Here is a 15,159-nt window from a genome sequence, read left to right on the forward strand (position 1 = left end):
CCCCGGGCCGCTTCGGTCACTCCCGCGAAAGCGCACCAACCCGGATTCCCGTTCGCAGCCGGTCGATTTCGCGTACCCACCACTTCCCCGGTGAGCGACGCCCAGCTCGCCTGACGGTCACGCCATCCCCGATTGTTACATTGACAAATGTAACAGTCTGTGGTGACGTAAAGCCCGTGACCGCAGTTGCCCCACCCGACCTGCCGGCTGTGCCCAGCGAGCGTTCCCCGCGAGCCGTCGTCGCGGCCGCCGCCACCAGATGGACGTTGGGCTGTCTCACCGGCGCCATCCCGATGAATCGCCCGGGGGTGTGGTTTTCCCGCGGACTCATCGCCACGATCATGGCGACGTTGGGATCGATGCCCGACGGCACCAGGATCGTCCCCGTCCGCCGGCCCGGAGTCCGCGGTGAATGGGTGCTCGGGCCGGGCGTGGAGTTCGGCACGCGCGCCGGGTATTACATCCATGGCAGCGCATACGTGATCTGTTCGGCGCGGACGCACCGCAAGCTGGTGGCGCAGTTGTCCGAAGCCACCGGCATACCGTTCTTCTCGGTCGACTACCGATTGGCGCCCGAACACCGATTCCCGGCCGCGGCCGAAGACGTGGAGGCCGGTTACCGCTGGCTTCTTGCCGAAGGCTACGAACCGTCGGACATCGTGATCGGCGCAGACTCCGCAGGTGGCCACCTGACGTGCGACCTGCTGCTCCAACATGCCGACGAACCCGGGTTCCAGCCCGCCGGGGTCGTGCTGTTCTCCCCGCTGATCGACCTCACCATGGACCTCGCGCTGCAGCAGGAACAGGTGCGCCGCGATCCGGCCATGTCGGCAACGGCCGCGCGGCAGTTGGTCGGGCTGTACACCACGGCACAGGACCCGGACCAGCCGCGACTGCTCCTCGATTTCGAGAAGGCAGATCGCCTGCCGCCCATGCTGGTTCAGGCGGGCGAGTTCGAGATGCTCAGCGCGGACGCCCGCTACCTGGACGCAGAGGTCAACCGGGCCGGAGGGACGAGCACTCTCGAAATCTGGCCCGCCATGGTGCACGTTTTCCAGGCCCTGCCTCGGCTGGCGCCGGAAGCGGCGGTGGCGCTGCGGCGGGCGGCGGGGTTCATCTCCTCCGCGCTGGCCGACGACCGATCCGATACTCAAGTGGAGGTGTGCTGATGTTCGGAATCGACATGCTGCTCAATGCTTTTCGCGGCGATAGGCGTTGCACCAACGCGAAGGCGGTGGTAACCGGTGCCGGGAGCGGCATCGGGCGGTCGTTCGCCCTTGAGCTCGCCCGGAGGGGTGGCGAGGTCATCTGTGCCGATATCGATCCGGGCCGCGCCGACGAGACGGTGGAACTGATCGACAAACTGCCCACCGGGAAGGGGCACGCCGTGGTCTGCGACGTGTCAGATCGCAGCGCGATCGAGCAGTTGGCCAAGCAGGCCAACGACATCTTCGGCGGCCCACCGACTCTGGTGATCAACAACGCCGGCGTGGGCGTCGGGGGCAAACCCGTCGGCGCCATCGGATTCGACGACTGGGACTGGGCGCTCGGGATCAATCTGTGGGGTGTCGTGTACGGGTGTGAGGTCTTCACACCGATCCTGCGCGAGGCCGGCCGAGGCGGGATCATCAATGTGGCCTCCGCCGCGGGATTCGCCGCCGCACCGTCGATGGCCCCCTACAACGTCTCCAAGGCGGGCGTGATGTCGCTGTCGGAGACGCTCGCCGCTGAGCTCGCCGGCGCCGGTGTCGCGGTGACGGTGCTGTGTCCCACCTTCGTGAAAACCAATGTCTTCCAGGACGGGCGCATCACCCCGGGCTCGATGAACCTCAGCCAGCAGCTGGCCCGGTGGACCGGGCTGTCCCCGGACAACGTCGCGGCGCGCACCTTGGATGCGCACGACAGCGGCCGGCTGTACGTGGTGCCCCAGATCGATGCCACCGTCATCTGGCACCTCAAGCGGCACTTCCCCGGCCTCTATGTCCGGGGAGCCGGACTGCTGGGCCGGGTTCTTCCCAAGGACTGACGCCTTCCCGACAACTGAACCCCGCTTTCCCGAAAGGAAGCATCATGGCAATGGATCTCGACAACATGCTGCAGATGATCAAAGACCGGCAGTGGGCCCTGATCGACATCGACTGGGACGCACCGGGAGCCGATCTGATCGAACCCGAACTGCACGCCAAGCTCAAACCTTTCATGACCGACCTGATGTGGATCGAGAACGTCGGCGCCCGGGGTTTTGCCGCGCTGGCGAGGAAGGCACCGAATCCGACTCTGAAGAGCATCTACGAGCATTTCCACGCCGAAGAACAGAAGCACGCCAACGCCGAGCTCGCACTGATGCGCAGATGGGGCATGCTCGAAGACGACGAGATCCCGCCACCGAACGTCAACGTCCAGCTGGTCATCAACTGGCTCGACAAGTATTCCGACGGGATGGGTCTCACCTTCCTGGGCACCGTCATCCCCATGCTCGAAGTGGCGCTGGACGGGGCACTGATCAAGTTCATCACCGATGAGGTCAAAGATCCGGTGGCACAGGAGGTTTTCAAGCGGATCAACTCCGACGAGTCCCGCCACCTGGCCGTCGACTTCGAGGTGATGGACATCCTGGGACATGCCGACATCCGCAAGCTGCTCATCGAACTGGTGGGCGGCTGGATCAAACCCACCTTCCTGGTCGGCGTGCTCAGCTATTTCCCGCTGCTGAACAAGATGCGCGACAACATCGTTGAGATGGGTGTCAACGAGGACCGGCTGTACCAGGCGATGCGTAGGTTCCAAAGTGTGGGTGAGCGAAGCGAATTCGCCCGTCGATTGCCGATGTACCGGATCATCTCGTGGCAGAGCCGCAAGGTGATCGACCGGACCTCCAAATACCACTGGCTGGCCGATTCACTGGTCAAGATCACCGGCGTGATTCCGATGTCGATGGTCCAGAACACTCCGACCTGGTCGCAGGAACTGACCTACGAACCCGTCGCCTAAGAGAATCGATCGACGACATGACTTCTTCTTCCACGTCTGTTGCCATCATCGGCGCCGGATTCGCCGGCATCGGCGCGGCCATCCGGCTCAAGGCCGAGGGCGTCACCGACTTCGTGATATTCGAGCGCGGTTCACGGGTCGGCGGAACCTGGCGCGACAATACGTATCCCGGTGCGGCCTGCGACATTCCGTCCCGTCTGTACTCGTACAGTTTTGCGACCAACCCGGACTGGTCACACACGTATTCGGGCAGTGCCGAGATCCTCGAGTACATCGACGGCATGGTCGAGTCGTCCGGTATCGCCCCGGCGATCCGGTTCGGCCACACCGTCGTCGGCGTCTCCTACGACGCAGAGACCGGCGAGTGGACCGTGGACCTCGAAGGCCGGGAACCGGTACGGGCCCGGAACGTCATCGTCGCCGCCGGTCCGCTGTCCAACGCCAGCTTCCCGAACCTCCCCGGGATCGACACCTACGAGGGCCACAAGATCCACAGTGCCCGGTGGGACCACGACTACGATTTCACCGACAAACGGGTCGCGGTCATCGGGACCGGCGCCAGCGGGGTGCAGATCGTGCCCGAACTGGTGAAGACGGCGAAGTCGGTCAAGGTCTTTCAGCGCACCCCGGGGTGGGTGCTGCCGCGGATCAACACCCCGACCAGTGGCCGGCTCAAGCGCCTCTACCGCAACCTCCCGCTGACCCAGAGCCTCATGAGAAGCGCGTGGTACTGGGGACACGAGTCGGTCGCCCTCGGCGTGGTCTGGGACACCCCGTTCACCCGGCTCGTCGAGGCGGTCAGCAGCGCCAATCTCCGTCTGCAGGTGAAGGATCCGTGGTTGCGGCGACAGCTCACTCCGGATTTCTCCGCCGGCTGCAAGCGGCTCCTGATGACCAGCGAGTACTACCCCGCCCTGCAGGCCGACAATTGCAAGCTGGTGACCTGGCCCATCGCACGGCTGTCCCCCAATGGAATACGCACCGTCGAGGGTATCGAGCACCAATTCGACTGCATCGTGTTCGCCACCGGGTTCGACGTCTGCAAGACCGGCACCCCGTTCCCGATCACCGGCGTCGAAGGCCGTGAGCTGGCCGCCGAGTGGAGTCGCGGCGCCTACGCGTACCGCAGCGTTGCGGTATCGGGCTATCCGAACCTGTACTTCACGTTCGGCCCGAACTCCGGGCCGGGACACAGTTCGGCACTGGTGTACATGGAGGCTCAGATCAACTACATCGTCGAGGCGATCTCCACGCTTCTGCGGTACGACTGGAAGTCGCTGGACGTCCGCCCGGAGGTCCAGGACCGGTACAACGAGGACATCCAACGCCGCCTGGGCTCCACCACGTGGAACTCCGGTTGCCAGAGCTGGTACCTGACCGAGGACGGTTTCAACGCGACCATGTATCCGGGGTTCGCGACCCAATACGTGAATCAACTCAAAGCCCTCAACCTGCACGACTACAAGATCACCGCGGGTCGCGACAACGTGACCGCTCTGGCGCAGGTCAGTGGCAGTCCCCTGGCCACCCGATAGGATTCCGTGGTGACCGAGTACCGGATTGACGACCTCGCTCGGGAGGCGGGGACAACAACCCGGAACGTACGCGTCTACCAGGACAACGGGCTCCTGCCCCGGCCCCAGCGTCGGGGCAGGGTGGCGATCTACACCGATCGACACCTGCGCCAACTGCGCGCCATCACCCGGTTGCTCGGTGAGGGCTTCACGCTCAAGCACATCATGAAATTCCTGACCGGGTTGCAGCCCGGACAGGACCTCGTCGATGTCCTGGATCTGTCCGACCTTGAGGAACTGGTCACTGCGCCGTGGTCACGCCCCAAGCCACGCACAATGTCCCTCGACGAGCTGGAAGAACGGTTCGGCGACCTGGACGCGTCGATGCTGCGCCGGCTGACCACCCACGGCCTGATCGAGCCGACTGCCGACGAGAACATCTACTCGGTCAGCGATGTACGCCTCATCGATGACTTCGCCTCACTCGTCTCCCGCGGAATGCCGCTCGAGATACTTCTGAAAACGAGTACCGCGGTCGACAAGTTGCTCGACGCCGCCGCTCGTGAGATGACCCACGGCGGGCATACGGAGGTCGTCCGCCAGCGGGGGCCGGGGTGGGTCCCCACCAATGATGCCGAACTCGCCTGGGCCGCCGACCTCGTGGACACCATGCGCAGGGCGGCGCGACGGCTCGCGCACGCGAGCCTGGACCGCGCGTTCGACGAAGCTGTCCGTGCCGAGCTGCACGAGTATCAGGCAGCGGGCAAGGCCGACGCCGAAGCCGGCCCGAAGGCCGCTGCCGAACGTGAGCCCGATGGGAAAACCACCACCCCGGATGGTCCCCGTCGGGCTCACGTCAAACGAGCTAAACCTCGATGACGACCGCGCCGCCCTGGCCGCCACCGGCGCACATCGCGGCGACGCCGATGCCGCCACCACGGCGCTGCAGTTCGTAGATCAGCGTGGTGACCATGCGCGCACCGGAAGCGGCGATCGGATGTCCGAGGCTGCAACCGCTGCCGGAGAAGTTCACCAACTCCTCGTCGAGGCCGTACTTGCGCACCGCAGCGATCGGCACCGAGGCGAATGCCTCGTTGATCTCCCAGAGGGCCACATCGGAAGGCTTGAGGCCGGCCCGGTCGAGAACCTTGCCGATCACCTCGACGCCGCCCAGGCCGGTGTCGCGAGCGGCGACGCCGACCGCACCCCATGCCCTGACCTTGGCCATCACGTTGAGGTTCTCGGCGGCCGCGTAGTCGTCACCGACCAGAGCGACAGCAGCGGCAGCGTCGTTGGTGCCGCTGCTGTTGCCCGCTGTGATGGAGAATCCTTCGATCTCCGGGTGCAGGACCTTGAGTTCGGCGAGCTTCTCGGCAGTGGTGCCGCGCCGCGGGTGCTCGTCGACGCTGAACTCGATGACGGACCCGTCTGGCTGGGACACCTTCAGCGGCACGATCTCGTCGAGGAACTTGCCGGCGTCGATCGCGGCGATGGCACGCTGGTGCGATCGCGCGGCCCAGGCGTCCATGTCCTCGCGGCTGATCCCGGCGGCCTGCGCGGTGTTCCACCCGACCGTGATCGACATGTCGCGCATCGGCGCGTCCGGAGTCTCGACATGCGTCGGGGTCATCCACGGCTCGATGAACTCGATCTCGGGCCCGAACCCGGGTACCCGCCACTTCATCAGCGGCGACGAGGACAGCGACTGCACACCGCCGGCCACCAGGACCCGCTCCATGCCGGAGCCGATCTGGGCGGATGCGTTACCGATCGCGGTGAGCGACCCCGCGCAGTGCCGGTTGACGGCCTGGCCGGGCACCGACTCCCAGCCCAGTGCGTCGGCGGCGTAGCGCGCGATATCGCCGCCGCCGTAATTGGATTCGGCGAAGATCAGATCGTCGATGACCTCCGGGGCGATCCCGGCGCGACGCACGACCTCGGGCAGGACCGTGGTGATCAGGGTTTCCGGCGGCGTGTTCACCAGCGTGCCCTTGAAGGAGCGGCCGATGGCGGTGCGGGCGGCGCCCACGATGACGGGTTTTGCCATGAGATTCAACCTTTACGATTTTGGGATCTTATGTAAACGTACCAGGCCAGGTTTACTGCGGTTCGGGCACATGGAAATGCTCGTCACGCAGGCGGAAAGCTTCTTTGGTGCCGTGTTGTGCGCGGGTCTTGACGAAGTTGAACTCACCCGGCGAGAACTGCAGGTTGGTGCCGTAGGCGTGGAAGATGTAGCTGGCCACCTCCTCCCCTTGATACGCCTGGCTCTGCTCGACGAGCCGGAACGCCTCCTTGGCGATCACCACCCCGTCGGCGGGCATCTTCGCCGCCTTGGCCGCCCAGTACTGCGCCCGCGCCGTCAACTGGTCGGCGTCACAGGTATCGGTGAAGATGCCGAGGTGCTCGATGGAGCCGGCCTCGACGATGTCCCCGGTGAGCAGCATCCGCCGGGCCAGCACCGGGCCGAGACGGTGGAAGAACATATGCAGGCTGCCCAACGCCGGGCCGAGGAACCTGGTGGCCGGCATCCCGATCCTGGTATCGCGGGCGATCACCGAGATGTCCGTCATCAACGCCATCTCGAACCCGCCGCCCAGGGCGTAGCCACCGATCTCCCCGACGGTGACCTTCGGAAAGCCCATGAAGTTGTGATAGAAGCCAAACGACTTGCGGTCCACCGTGAGTCGGCGACGCTGGCTGGGACGGGATTTCTTCGGATCGGACTCCTCCGCTCCGGCCCTCTGCTCGTCGCGCGAGCGCTCATCGCCATACCAGCCGTAGGCATTGTTCATATCGGCGCCCGTGCTGAATACGCCCTCGGCACCGCGCAGCAGCACGACGGTCAGATCGTCGTCGTCGGCGACGATGTCGAGGTAGCGGGCGATCTCGTCGCGCATCGCCGCGTCATAGGAGTTGCGCTGCTTGGGATTGTTCAGCGTGATGGTGGCGATGCGGTGGTCTGCATCGACCTCGAACAGCACCCGGTCATCTGTCATGCGAAATCAACCTCGCTTCAATGGTTTTGTCGTTGCCGGCGGCCAGCGTCGTGCGCCGCGCGGCGGTCAGATGGTCGGCCGCGAGCTTGGTCGCCCTGGCCGAGTTGCCGTCGGCGATCGCATCCAGCAAGCGCTGGTGATCGCGCAGTGCCGCCCGCATGGTCTTCGCCGACATTCCGGCACCGTCTTCCCCGGTCCACACCGACGATTCGTGCGTCGACCAGATCAGCTCCAGCGAGCCGATCAGCAGAATCATCGGTTCGTTGCCGCATCGGGACACCAGCGCCTCGTGGAACCTTCGGGCGTTCGGCACATACCGCGACGCGTCCTCGAACTGTGCTGCCTGAAGGTCGATCTCGGCCTGCAGGTAGGGCACCACCTCGGTGGCACGGTCCTCGCGGTCCGCGCACATGCCCGCGCAGATCGGTTCCAGGCGCAGCAGGGCCTCGCTCACATCAGCAGGGGTGGCAGCGCGGGTCTGAAGCACCATGCCGATCATGTGGGCGGTGCGGTCGGCCGAGGGCATCTGCACCACGGCACCGCCGACGTTTCCACGACGCACCGAGATCAATCCGTCGGTCTCCAGCAGGTGGATGGCCTCGCGCAACGCGGGCGGGCTGACCCCGAACTCCTGGAACAGGCTCTCCTGGGTGGGCAGGATGTCACCCTCACGCAGGCGCCCGGACAGGATGTCGTCGCGCAGCTTGGACGCCACGATCTCGGCCACCCGAGGTTGGCGTATCCGATGTACCGGCACCTGTCCCTCCCCTGTTCCGCCGACGGCCTTTCCTTGCTAACTTGTACAGGATAGTAATCGCATCATCTACTGTATGGGCAACTGTATGGCTGGGGAAGGCGGATTCAACGTGAGCGACGAGGCCGTATCGACGTCGCGTGACGGCGGCGTCCTACGCATCACACTGGACCGGCCGTCACGGCGTAACTCATTGAGTCACAGCATGATCGACAGCTTGGTCGCCACCCTGTCGGCAGCCGCCTATGACGATTCGCTGCGCGCCGTCGCCATCACCGGCGCCGGAGAGGACTTCTGCGCCGGAGCCGACTGGGTAGCCACCAACAGCACCGGACAACGCCCCCGTACCGGTGACCTGATCCGGCGGATCCCGCACACCGCGCACCGGGTCGTCGAACTGGTGGCCACCATCCAGTTGCCCGTGGTGTGCGCGGTGCGTGGCTGGGCGGTGGGGTTGGGCTGCAACCTGGCACTGGCCGCCGACTTCACCATCGCCGATACCGGGGCGACGTTCTGGGAGCCGTTCATGAGCCGGGGATTCACCCCCGATTCCGGGGCGACCTGGCTGCTGCCGCGGCTGGCGGGAGTGGCCCGGGCCAAGCGGATGCTGCTGCTCGGCGAGAAGGTCAGCGGGTCAAAGGCGGCCGACTGGGGGCTGATCCACAGCGCGGTTCCCGCCGATGAACTGGACTCAGCGCTAAATCAGCTCCTGACCCGGCTGGCGGCCGGACCCACCGTCGCGATCGGACTGGCCAAACAGGCCATCGCCTACGGCCAGCACGCCACCCTGACCCAGTCCATGAACCAAGAATTGTCCAGCCTGGAACTTTCTTGCCGCACAGGTGATTTCAAAGAAGGCCTGGCCGCGTTCCGGGAACACCGCGATCCGGACTTCACCGGGCGATGAGCAGCAGTGAGGAAAACGGAATGACCGCCCTAGACAATTTGGACACCGTCAAATACGAGGTGGACGGCCACAAGGCCACCATCACCCTGAATCGACCCGACGCGCTCAATGCGCTGTCCCCGCACATGATCACCGAACTGCGGGCCGCCTACGACGAAGCCGAGAACGACGCCAACATCTGGCTGATGATCGTCACCGCCACCGGCCGGGCGTTCTGCACCGGCGCCGACGTCAAGGAGATCCCCGGCGACGGCAAGGTCGTCAACGAGCGGCCCTACCTGTCCACCTACGAACAATGGGAGGCACCGCAGGAGGGCACGCCGCCGTTTCGCACCATGGCCAAGCCGGTCGTGGTGGCGATCAACGGGATCTGTTGTGGCGCCGGGCTGGACTGGGTCACCACCGGCGACATCGTCATCGCCTCGGACAGGGCGACATTCTTCGACCCTCATGTGAGCATCGGTCTGGTCGCCGCCCGCGAAATGGTGCGCCTGGCCCGCGCACTTCCCCGGTCGGTGGCGCTGCGAATGGCGTTGATGGGCAAGCACGAGCGCATGACGGTCGAGCGTGCGTACGAACTGGGGTTGATCACCGAGATCGTCGAACACGACAAGCTTCTGGAGCGCGCGCACGAGATCGCCGACACCGTGAATCTCAATGCGCCGCTGGCGGTTCGGGGCACCCGGCTGGCCATTCACAAGACGCTGGATCTGCCGCTGCACGAGGGCGAGATCCTGGCCGAGACGTTCCGTGAGCGGGTGGTCCGCACCGAGGACGCGCTCGAAGGCCCGCGGGCGTTCGTCGAGAAGCGTAAGCCCAACTGGCAGGCGCGCTAGTGGAAACCATCGTCCTCGACTTCGACCATGAATCCAGGGTCGCCACGGTCACGCTGAACCGGCCCGACGCGCTGAACTCGTTCAACCGGGCCATGTGCCACGAGATGCGCGACGCCTGGCACGCCATCAAAGATGACGAGGGCATCAACGCGGTGGTGCTACGCGCAGCGGGCGACCGCGCGTTCAGCGCCGGGCTGGACGTGAAGTCCAGCTATGGACAGCCCGAGATCGTCTGGAACCACGAGGATCCCGGTGAACTGCTCAGCCCGAAGTGGCAGAAGATGTGGAAACCCGTTGTGTGCGCGGTGCAGGGGATGTGCACCGCCGGGGCGCTGTACTTCGTCAACGAGGCCGACGTGGTGATCTGCTCGCAGGAGGCCACGTTCTTCGATTCCCACGTCAGCGCCGGACTGGTCTCGGCACTCGAGCCGATCGGCCTGATGCGCCGGGTCGGGCTCGGTGACACGTTGCGGATGGCATTGATGGGCAACGACGAACGCGTAGGCGCCGAGACTGCACTGCGCATCGGACTGGTCACCGAAGTGGTGGCCAGAGATCAGCTGTGGGACCGCGCGCACGAGATCGCCGCCACCATCGCGGCGAAGCCGCCGACCGCGACGCAGGGCACGGTGAAGGCCATCTGGGAGTCACTGGACAAGCCGTACCGCGCCGCGATGGACCAGGGCCTCATCTACACGCGACTGGGCAATCCGATCGCCAAGGCCGAACTGGCCGAGCGTCCCCTCCCCAAGTCAACCCCTCGGATCCGCTGATGGCCCATCCGCTTTCACGGCGCATCGACGAGGTTCTCGATCTGGACCCGGCCGCACGGGCGATCCAGTACGACGGCCGGTGGTTCACCTGGGATCAGGTCGCGACCCTCGCGCGGCGGATGGGCGCGTTGTCCGCCGGCACGCGGGTCGGAATCATGCTGCGCAACGAGCCCGCCCACGTGGCGGCCCTGCTGGGTGTGCTGGCCGCCGGCGGCACCGTCGTGGTGATCAATCCGTCCCGCGGCGACGAGCGCACCCGCGCCGATATCAAAGCCCTCGACCTGCCGGTACTCATCGGCCTGGCCGAGGACATCGCCACGTTGGCAACGCACTCCCCCACGACAACGACGGTGACGATCCGCGACCTCGACACCGCACCCGAGATCGATGCCGCCCAGAGTCCGGCTCACGATGCCGGGCGCCCGGGCGTGGCGGTGTGGATGCTGACCAGCGGCACCACGGGCCCACCCAAACGGGTCGATCTCACCTACGACATGCTGGCCCGCAGCGTCATGGGCGGCGATCCCGAGAATGCCCCGGCACCAACCGGACTGCGACGCGCGGTGGCCATCGTCAACTCGCCGCTGGTTCATGTCGGCGGCGTCTTCCGGGTGCTGTTGTGTATCGCCGAAGCCCGAGCGTTCGTGCTGCTGCCGAAATTCGACCTCCACCGCTGGGCCGACGCCGTACGGGAGCATCAGCCGCGGGCGGTGTCGCTGGTGCCGGCGGCACTGCGCATGGTGCTGCATTCCGAGCTCACCCGCGACGACCTCGCCGGTATCCGCGCGGTCACCTCCGGCACCGCCCCGCTGTCGGCCGACGACGCCGACGCCTTTACCGAGAAGTTCGGCATCCCGGTGCTGACCTCCTATGCCGCCACGGAGTTCGGCGGCGGGGTGGCCGGCTGGACCCTCGCCGACCACCAGCAGTACTGGAAAGACAAGCGCGGCAGTGTGGGCCGGGCCAATCCCGGCGCGCGGCTGCGCGTCGTCGACGAGGACGGCAAGCCGCTTCCACCGGACGAGAAGGGCTTGCTGGAGGTCAAACCGGCACAGTTCGACGCCGGCGCGGACTGGATGCGCACCACCGACCTGGCCCGCATCGACGCCGACGGATTCGTCTGGATTCTCGGGCGCGCCGATCAGGCCATCATCCGCGGCGGATTCAAGGTGATGCCCGACGACGTCCGCACCGCCCTGGAGAGCCATCCCGCGGTGCGCGGCGCGGCGGTGATCGGCGTACCGGATGAGCGGTTGGGTGAGACACCGGTGGCGATGGTCGAACTGCGCACGCCTGCACCCTCGGCCGAACTCACCGACTATCTGCAGGGCCGGCTGGCCCGGTACGAGATCCCCACCAGGATCGCGATCGTCGACACCATCCCGCGCACGCCGTCGGGCAAGGCCGATCTCGGTGCCGTCCGCGAGCACTTCGCCACCGGTGGCTGACACGCCGGCCGCTCTGCTCGCCGGCCTGCGCGACCGGGGAGACCATCCCCTGCTCATCTGCGACAGCGAGCGGATCAGCTACGCCGAGGCCGACATTCGCTCTACGTCGGTGGCGCGCGGCCTGCTCGGGCTGGGCGCGGGCAAGGGCACCCACGTCGGGTTGCTCTATCCCAACGGCGTCGACTTCGTCGTGGCCATGCTGGCCGCCGCGAGAATCGGTGCGGTCGTGGTGCCGTACTCGACCTTTCTCACCGCTGCCGAGCTCGAGACCCAGCTGCGCGACAGCGACACCGCGATCCTGTTGTCGGCATGCGCCTTCCGCAATCACGACTATGCGCAACGTCTCGCCGGTATCGACACCCCGTGTCTGCGACACGTGGTGTTCGAGATGCCGCGCGCCGACACACCGCGGCTGACGGAGCTGGAAGCCGATGTGGACGGCTGTGACCCACTGGCAATCGTGTACACCTCGGGCTCCACCGGCCCGCCCAAGGGGGCAGTGCACACCCACGCCTCACTGATCGGCCATCAACGCAACCTCAATGCGATCCGCGGTCTGACCGGTGACGACCGGCTGTTCTGCAACTCACCGTTCTTCTGGATCGGCGGGTTCGCGTTCGGTCTGCTGGCCACCCTGTGCGCCGGCGCGACGTTGATCTGCTCGAATGCGACCGACCCGGGCTTCACTCTCGACCTCATCGAGACCGAGAAGCCGACCATCACCAATGGTTTCGTCGCCGGGATCGCCCATCTCACCCGCCACCCCAGCTACCCTGACCGCAACTTCACGGCCCGCCGCGGCAATCTGTACCCGATCATGGCGCCCGAGTGCCGGCCCCCTGACCCCGAACTGCGGCACAACATGCTGGGGATGACCGAGACCGGCAGTGTGATGTTGATCGACGCGGACGACGGCGATCAACCGGAGCACCGCCGCGGCAGCTACGGCAGGCCTGCCCCCGGATTCGAAACCAAGGTGCTCGACTCAAGCGAATTGTGCCTGCGCGGACGGTATCTCATGCAGGGCTACTACGGGCGCAACCGCGAGGACTGCTTCGACGCCGACGGCTGGTTTCACACCGGCGATCTGGTGCGTGTCGACGACGACGGTTATTTCTACTTTCTCGGCCGGGCCGGCGCCATGATCAAAACAGCCGGCGCGAACGTCACCCCGGGTGAGGTCGAGAAGGCGCTGGCGGAACTGGGTTTCACCGCCCACGTGCTCGGGCTGCCCGACGCTGAGCGCGGACAGATCGTGGCCGCCGTGGTGGCGTTGGACGACCCGGCGCAATTCGACGAGGACAGGGTCCTCCGCGCGCTGCGCCTGCGCTTGTCGGCCTACAAGGTGCCCCGCCGGTTCACGGTGGTGCACCGCGACGACCTACCGGTCCTGTCGAGTGGAAAAGTCGATACCAAAGCGCTGGCCGGACTGTTCGATGTCTGACGCCGCCCTCACCATCGGCACCGTGGTGCGCGAGCACGCCACGTCCCTGACCGCCAGACCCATGGTCATCGACCCGGAGTCCCGACTCTCCTATGCCGAACTGGACTCCGGTACCGCCGAATTGGCGGCCGGGTTCATCGCCACCGGCGTCACCAAAGGTTCCAGGGTCGGTCTCGTGATGCCCAACGGCGTCGACTGGGTACGGATCGCCATCGCGCTCACCAGGATCGGTGCGGTACTGGTGCCGCTCAGCACACTGCTGCGCCCCGGCGAACTGGCTGCGCAACTACGGATGGCATCGGTGCAGTTCCTCATCGCGGTCGAGGAATTCCGGGGTCACCGCTACCCGGTGGACCGGCAGCAGTTGCCCGCTCTGCATGCAGTCTGGACAGTCGACGAGGCACTGGGATTCAGCGCGCCCCGCGACGCCGCCGACGCGTTGTCCGCCCGGATACGGGAGAGCGACCCGATGGTGATCATGTTCACCTCAGGCAGCAGCGGGCCGCCGAAAGGGACCATCCATTCGCACCGGAATGCCCTGGGCGCCGTGCGCTCTGGTCTCGACGCCCGCTGCATCACCGGCGACACCCGGCTGTATCTACCCATGCCGTTCTTCTGGGTGGGAGGTTTCGGTGCGGGCATCCTCTCTGCCCTGCTGCCCGGGGCCACCCTGGTGACCGAGCCGACTCCCCGTCCCGACACCACGCTCGAGCTGCTGCGGCGCGAAGGGGTCACCCTGTTCCGGGGCTGGCCCGAGCAGGCGGAGGCGCTGGCCCGCCATGCCGGCACCGCAGATCTGACCGCGTTGCAGCCCGGAAGCCTTGCGGCACTGTTGCCGGTCGCGATGCGCCCGCGCCCCGGGGCGCGGGCGTCATTGCTGGGGATGACCGAATCGTTCGGCCCGTACTGCGGATACCGGGCCGACACCGATCTGCCGGAATCGGCCTGGGGCAGCTGCGGGAAGCCCTTCGACGGCATGGATGTCCGCATCGTCGACACCGAGACCGGAAAACCACTGCCCCGCGGGGAATCCGGGGAGATCCAGATCCGTGGCCCACATGTGATGCGGGGAATCTGCCGTCGCGGCCGCGAGGACGTGTTCACCGCCGACGGCTACTACCCGACGGGCGATCTCGGGCACCTCGACGCCGACGGATTTCTGTTCCACCGCGGACGGTCCGATGACATGTTCAAGGTCCGCGGCGCCACCGTGTACCCGAGTGAAGTGCAACGGGCGCTTCGGTCCATTCCCGGAGTCCGGGCAGCTCACGTCGTGAACGTTCCTGACGGCCAGGCCAATCGGGTGGGCGCCGTGCTCGTCGGCAACCGACTCTCGGTAGAGGCGCTGCGCACCGCCGCGCATGCCGCCATCAGCTCGTTCAAGGTGCCCACGCTCTGGTTGCTGCTCGACCACGAGGATGCGGTTCCGCGCGGAGCCACCGGGAAGGTCGACAACACCGCGCTGCGTGGCATGCTCGCGGAACGTGACTGAC

The 15,159-nt window shown here is 66.3% G+C and carries 14 protein-coding genes; 11 read left to right on the plus strand and 3 right to left on the minus strand.

Annotated elements, in window-relative coordinates:
• Positions 1 to 176 precede the first annotated feature (176 nt).
• From AB0I14_RS09065 to AB0I14_RS09085, 5 genes are read left to right on the plus strand one after another with little or no spacing between them, the layout of a single operon-like run.
• A complete protein-coding gene (locus AB0I14_RS09065; protein WP_358019155.1) occupies positions 177 to 1,169 on the plus strand; it encodes an alpha/beta hydrolase in 993 nt (330 codons plus the stop codon).
• Positions 1,169 to 2,026 carry an SDR family NAD(P)-dependent oxidoreductase gene (locus tag AB0I14_RS09070; RefSeq protein ID WP_358019158.1) on the plus strand — a complete coding sequence of 286 codons (858 nt, stop codon included), beginning with the start codon at positions 1,169 to 1,171 and terminating at the stop codon, positions 2,024 to 2,026. Before AB0I14_RS09065 ends, AB0I14_RS09070 begins: the two co-directional genes overlap by 1 nt.
• Positions 2,027 to 2,070: 44 nt before the next feature.
• A complete protein-coding gene (locus AB0I14_RS09075) occupies positions 2,071 to 2,991 on the plus strand; it encodes a ferritin-like domain-containing protein (RefSeq protein WP_358019161.1) in 921 nt (306 codons plus the stop codon).
• A 17-nt stretch (positions 2,992 to 3,008) separates the two neighbouring features.
• Complete coding sequence (locus AB0I14_RS09080) at positions 3,009 to 4,526, plus strand: NAD(P)/FAD-dependent oxidoreductase (protein ID WP_358019164.1); 1,518 nt, start codon at positions 3,009 to 3,011, stop codon at positions 4,524 to 4,526.
• Positions 4,527 to 4,535: 9 nt separating this feature from the next.
• Positions 4,536 to 5,384: a MerR family transcriptional regulator gene (locus tag AB0I14_RS09085; protein WP_358019167.1), complete on the plus strand. Its 849-nt coding sequence runs from the start codon at positions 4,536 to 4,538 to the stop codon at positions 5,382 to 5,384.
• Here the strand turns inward: AB0I14_RS09085 and AB0I14_RS09090 are convergent.
• Genes AB0I14_RS09090 through AB0I14_RS09100 form a run of 3 tightly spaced genes read right to left on the minus strand, consistent with a single transcriptional unit; the run spans position 5,371 to position 8,261 of the window.
• Entirely contained in the window at positions 5,371 to 6,552 is a 1,182-nt protein-coding gene (locus AB0I14_RS09090; protein WP_358019170.1) for a thiolase family protein, read from the minus strand. The two genes, AB0I14_RS09085 and AB0I14_RS09090, sit on opposite strands and share 14 nt — an antisense overlap.
• A 52-nt stretch (positions 6,553 to 6,604) precedes the next feature.
• Positions 6,605 to 7,504 carry an enoyl-CoA hydratase/isomerase family protein gene (locus AB0I14_RS09095; RefSeq protein ID WP_358019173.1) on the minus strand — a complete coding sequence of 300 codons (900 nt, stop codon included), beginning with the start codon at positions 7,502 to 7,504 and terminating at the stop codon, positions 6,605 to 6,607.
• Positions 7,494 to 8,261 carry a GntR family transcriptional regulator gene (locus tag AB0I14_RS09100; protein WP_358019176.1) on the minus strand — a complete coding sequence of 256 codons (768 nt, stop codon included), beginning with the start codon at positions 8,259 to 8,261 and terminating at the stop codon, positions 7,494 to 7,496. Before AB0I14_RS09100 ends, AB0I14_RS09095 begins: the two co-directional genes overlap by 11 nt.
• 85 nt (positions 8,262 to 8,346) lie before the next feature.
• Between AB0I14_RS09100 and AB0I14_RS09105 the strand changes: the two genes are divergently transcribed.
• The 6 genes from AB0I14_RS09105 to AB0I14_RS09130 are packed head-to-tail and all read left to right on the plus strand — an operon-like array spanning position 8,347 to position 15,158.
• Entirely contained in the window at positions 8,347 to 9,165 is an 819-nt protein-coding gene (locus tag AB0I14_RS09105) for an enoyl-CoA hydratase-related protein (RefSeq protein ID WP_358019178.1), read from the plus strand.
• Positions 9,166 to 9,185: 20 nt separating this feature from the next.
• On the plus strand, positions 9,186 to 10,001 hold the full coding sequence (locus AB0I14_RS09110; protein WP_358019181.1) for an enoyl-CoA hydratase-related protein: 816 nt from the start codon (positions 9,186 to 9,188) through the stop codon (positions 9,999 to 10,001).
• Positions 10,001 to 10,774, plus strand: coding sequence for an enoyl-CoA hydratase/isomerase family protein (locus AB0I14_RS09115; RefSeq protein WP_358019184.1), 774 nt, complete (start codon positions 10,001 to 10,003; stop codon positions 10,772 to 10,774). Before AB0I14_RS09110 ends, AB0I14_RS09115 begins: the two co-directional genes overlap by 1 nt.
• Positions 10,774 to 12,222, plus strand: a complete 1,449-nt coding sequence (locus tag AB0I14_RS09120; RefSeq protein ID WP_358019187.1) for an AMP-binding protein — start codon at positions 10,774 to 10,776, stop codon at positions 12,220 to 12,222. The genes AB0I14_RS09115 and AB0I14_RS09120 overlap by 1 nt, the downstream gene beginning before the upstream one ends.
• Positions 12,215 to 13,666: a class I adenylate-forming enzyme family protein gene (locus tag AB0I14_RS09125; RefSeq protein WP_358019190.1), complete on the plus strand. Its 1,452-nt coding sequence runs from the start codon at positions 12,215 to 12,217 to the stop codon at positions 13,664 to 13,666. Before AB0I14_RS09120 ends, AB0I14_RS09125 begins: the two co-directional genes overlap by 8 nt.
• Positions 13,659 to 15,158: a class I adenylate-forming enzyme family protein gene (locus AB0I14_RS09130; RefSeq protein ID WP_358019192.1), complete on the plus strand. Its 1,500-nt coding sequence runs from the start codon at positions 13,659 to 13,661 to the stop codon at positions 15,156 to 15,158. The genes AB0I14_RS09125 and AB0I14_RS09130 overlap by 8 nt, the downstream gene beginning before the upstream one ends.
• Position 15,159 lies beyond the last annotated feature (1 nt).

Source organism: Mycobacterium sp. NPDC050441 (assembly GCF_040655355.1).
Taxonomy (GTDB): domain Bacteria; phylum Actinomycetota; class Actinomycetes; order Mycobacteriales; family Mycobacteriaceae; genus Mycobacterium.

Bases quoted from the DNA above. Each gene is read 5' to 3' on its own strand.
- AB0I14_RS09080 (WP_358019164.1), top strand. From the start codon at position 3,009: ATGACTTCTTCTTCCACGTCTGTTGCCATCATCGGCGCCGGATTCGCC.
- AB0I14_RS09070 (WP_358019158.1), top strand. From the start codon at position 1,169: ATGTTCGGAATCGACATGCTGCTCAATGCTTTTCGCGGCGATAGGCGT.
- AB0I14_RS09105 (WP_358019178.1), top strand. From the start codon at position 8,347: ATGGCTGGGGAAGGCGGATTCAACGTGAGCGACGAGGCCGTATCGACG.
- AB0I14_RS09130 (WP_358019192.1), top strand. From the start codon at position 13,659: ATGTCTGACGCCGCCCTCACCATCGGCACCGTGGTGCGCGAGCACGCC.
- AB0I14_RS09090 (WP_358019170.1), bottom strand. From the start codon at position 6,552: ATGGCAAAACCCGTCATCGTGGGCGCCGCCCGCACCGCCATCGGCCGC.
- AB0I14_RS09110 (WP_358019181.1), top strand. From the start codon at position 9,186: ATGACCGCCCTAGACAATTTGGACACCGTCAAATACGAGGTGGACGGC.
- AB0I14_RS09095 (WP_358019173.1), bottom strand. From the start codon at position 7,504: ATGACAGATGACCGGGTGCTGTTCGAGGTCGATGCAGACCACCGCATC.
- AB0I14_RS09075 (WP_358019161.1), top strand. From the start codon at position 2,071: ATGGCAATGGATCTCGACAACATGCTGCAGATGATCAAAGACCGGCAG.
- AB0I14_RS09120 (WP_358019187.1), top strand. From the start codon at position 10,774: ATGGCCCATCCGCTTTCACGGCGCATCGACGAGGTTCTCGATCTGGAC.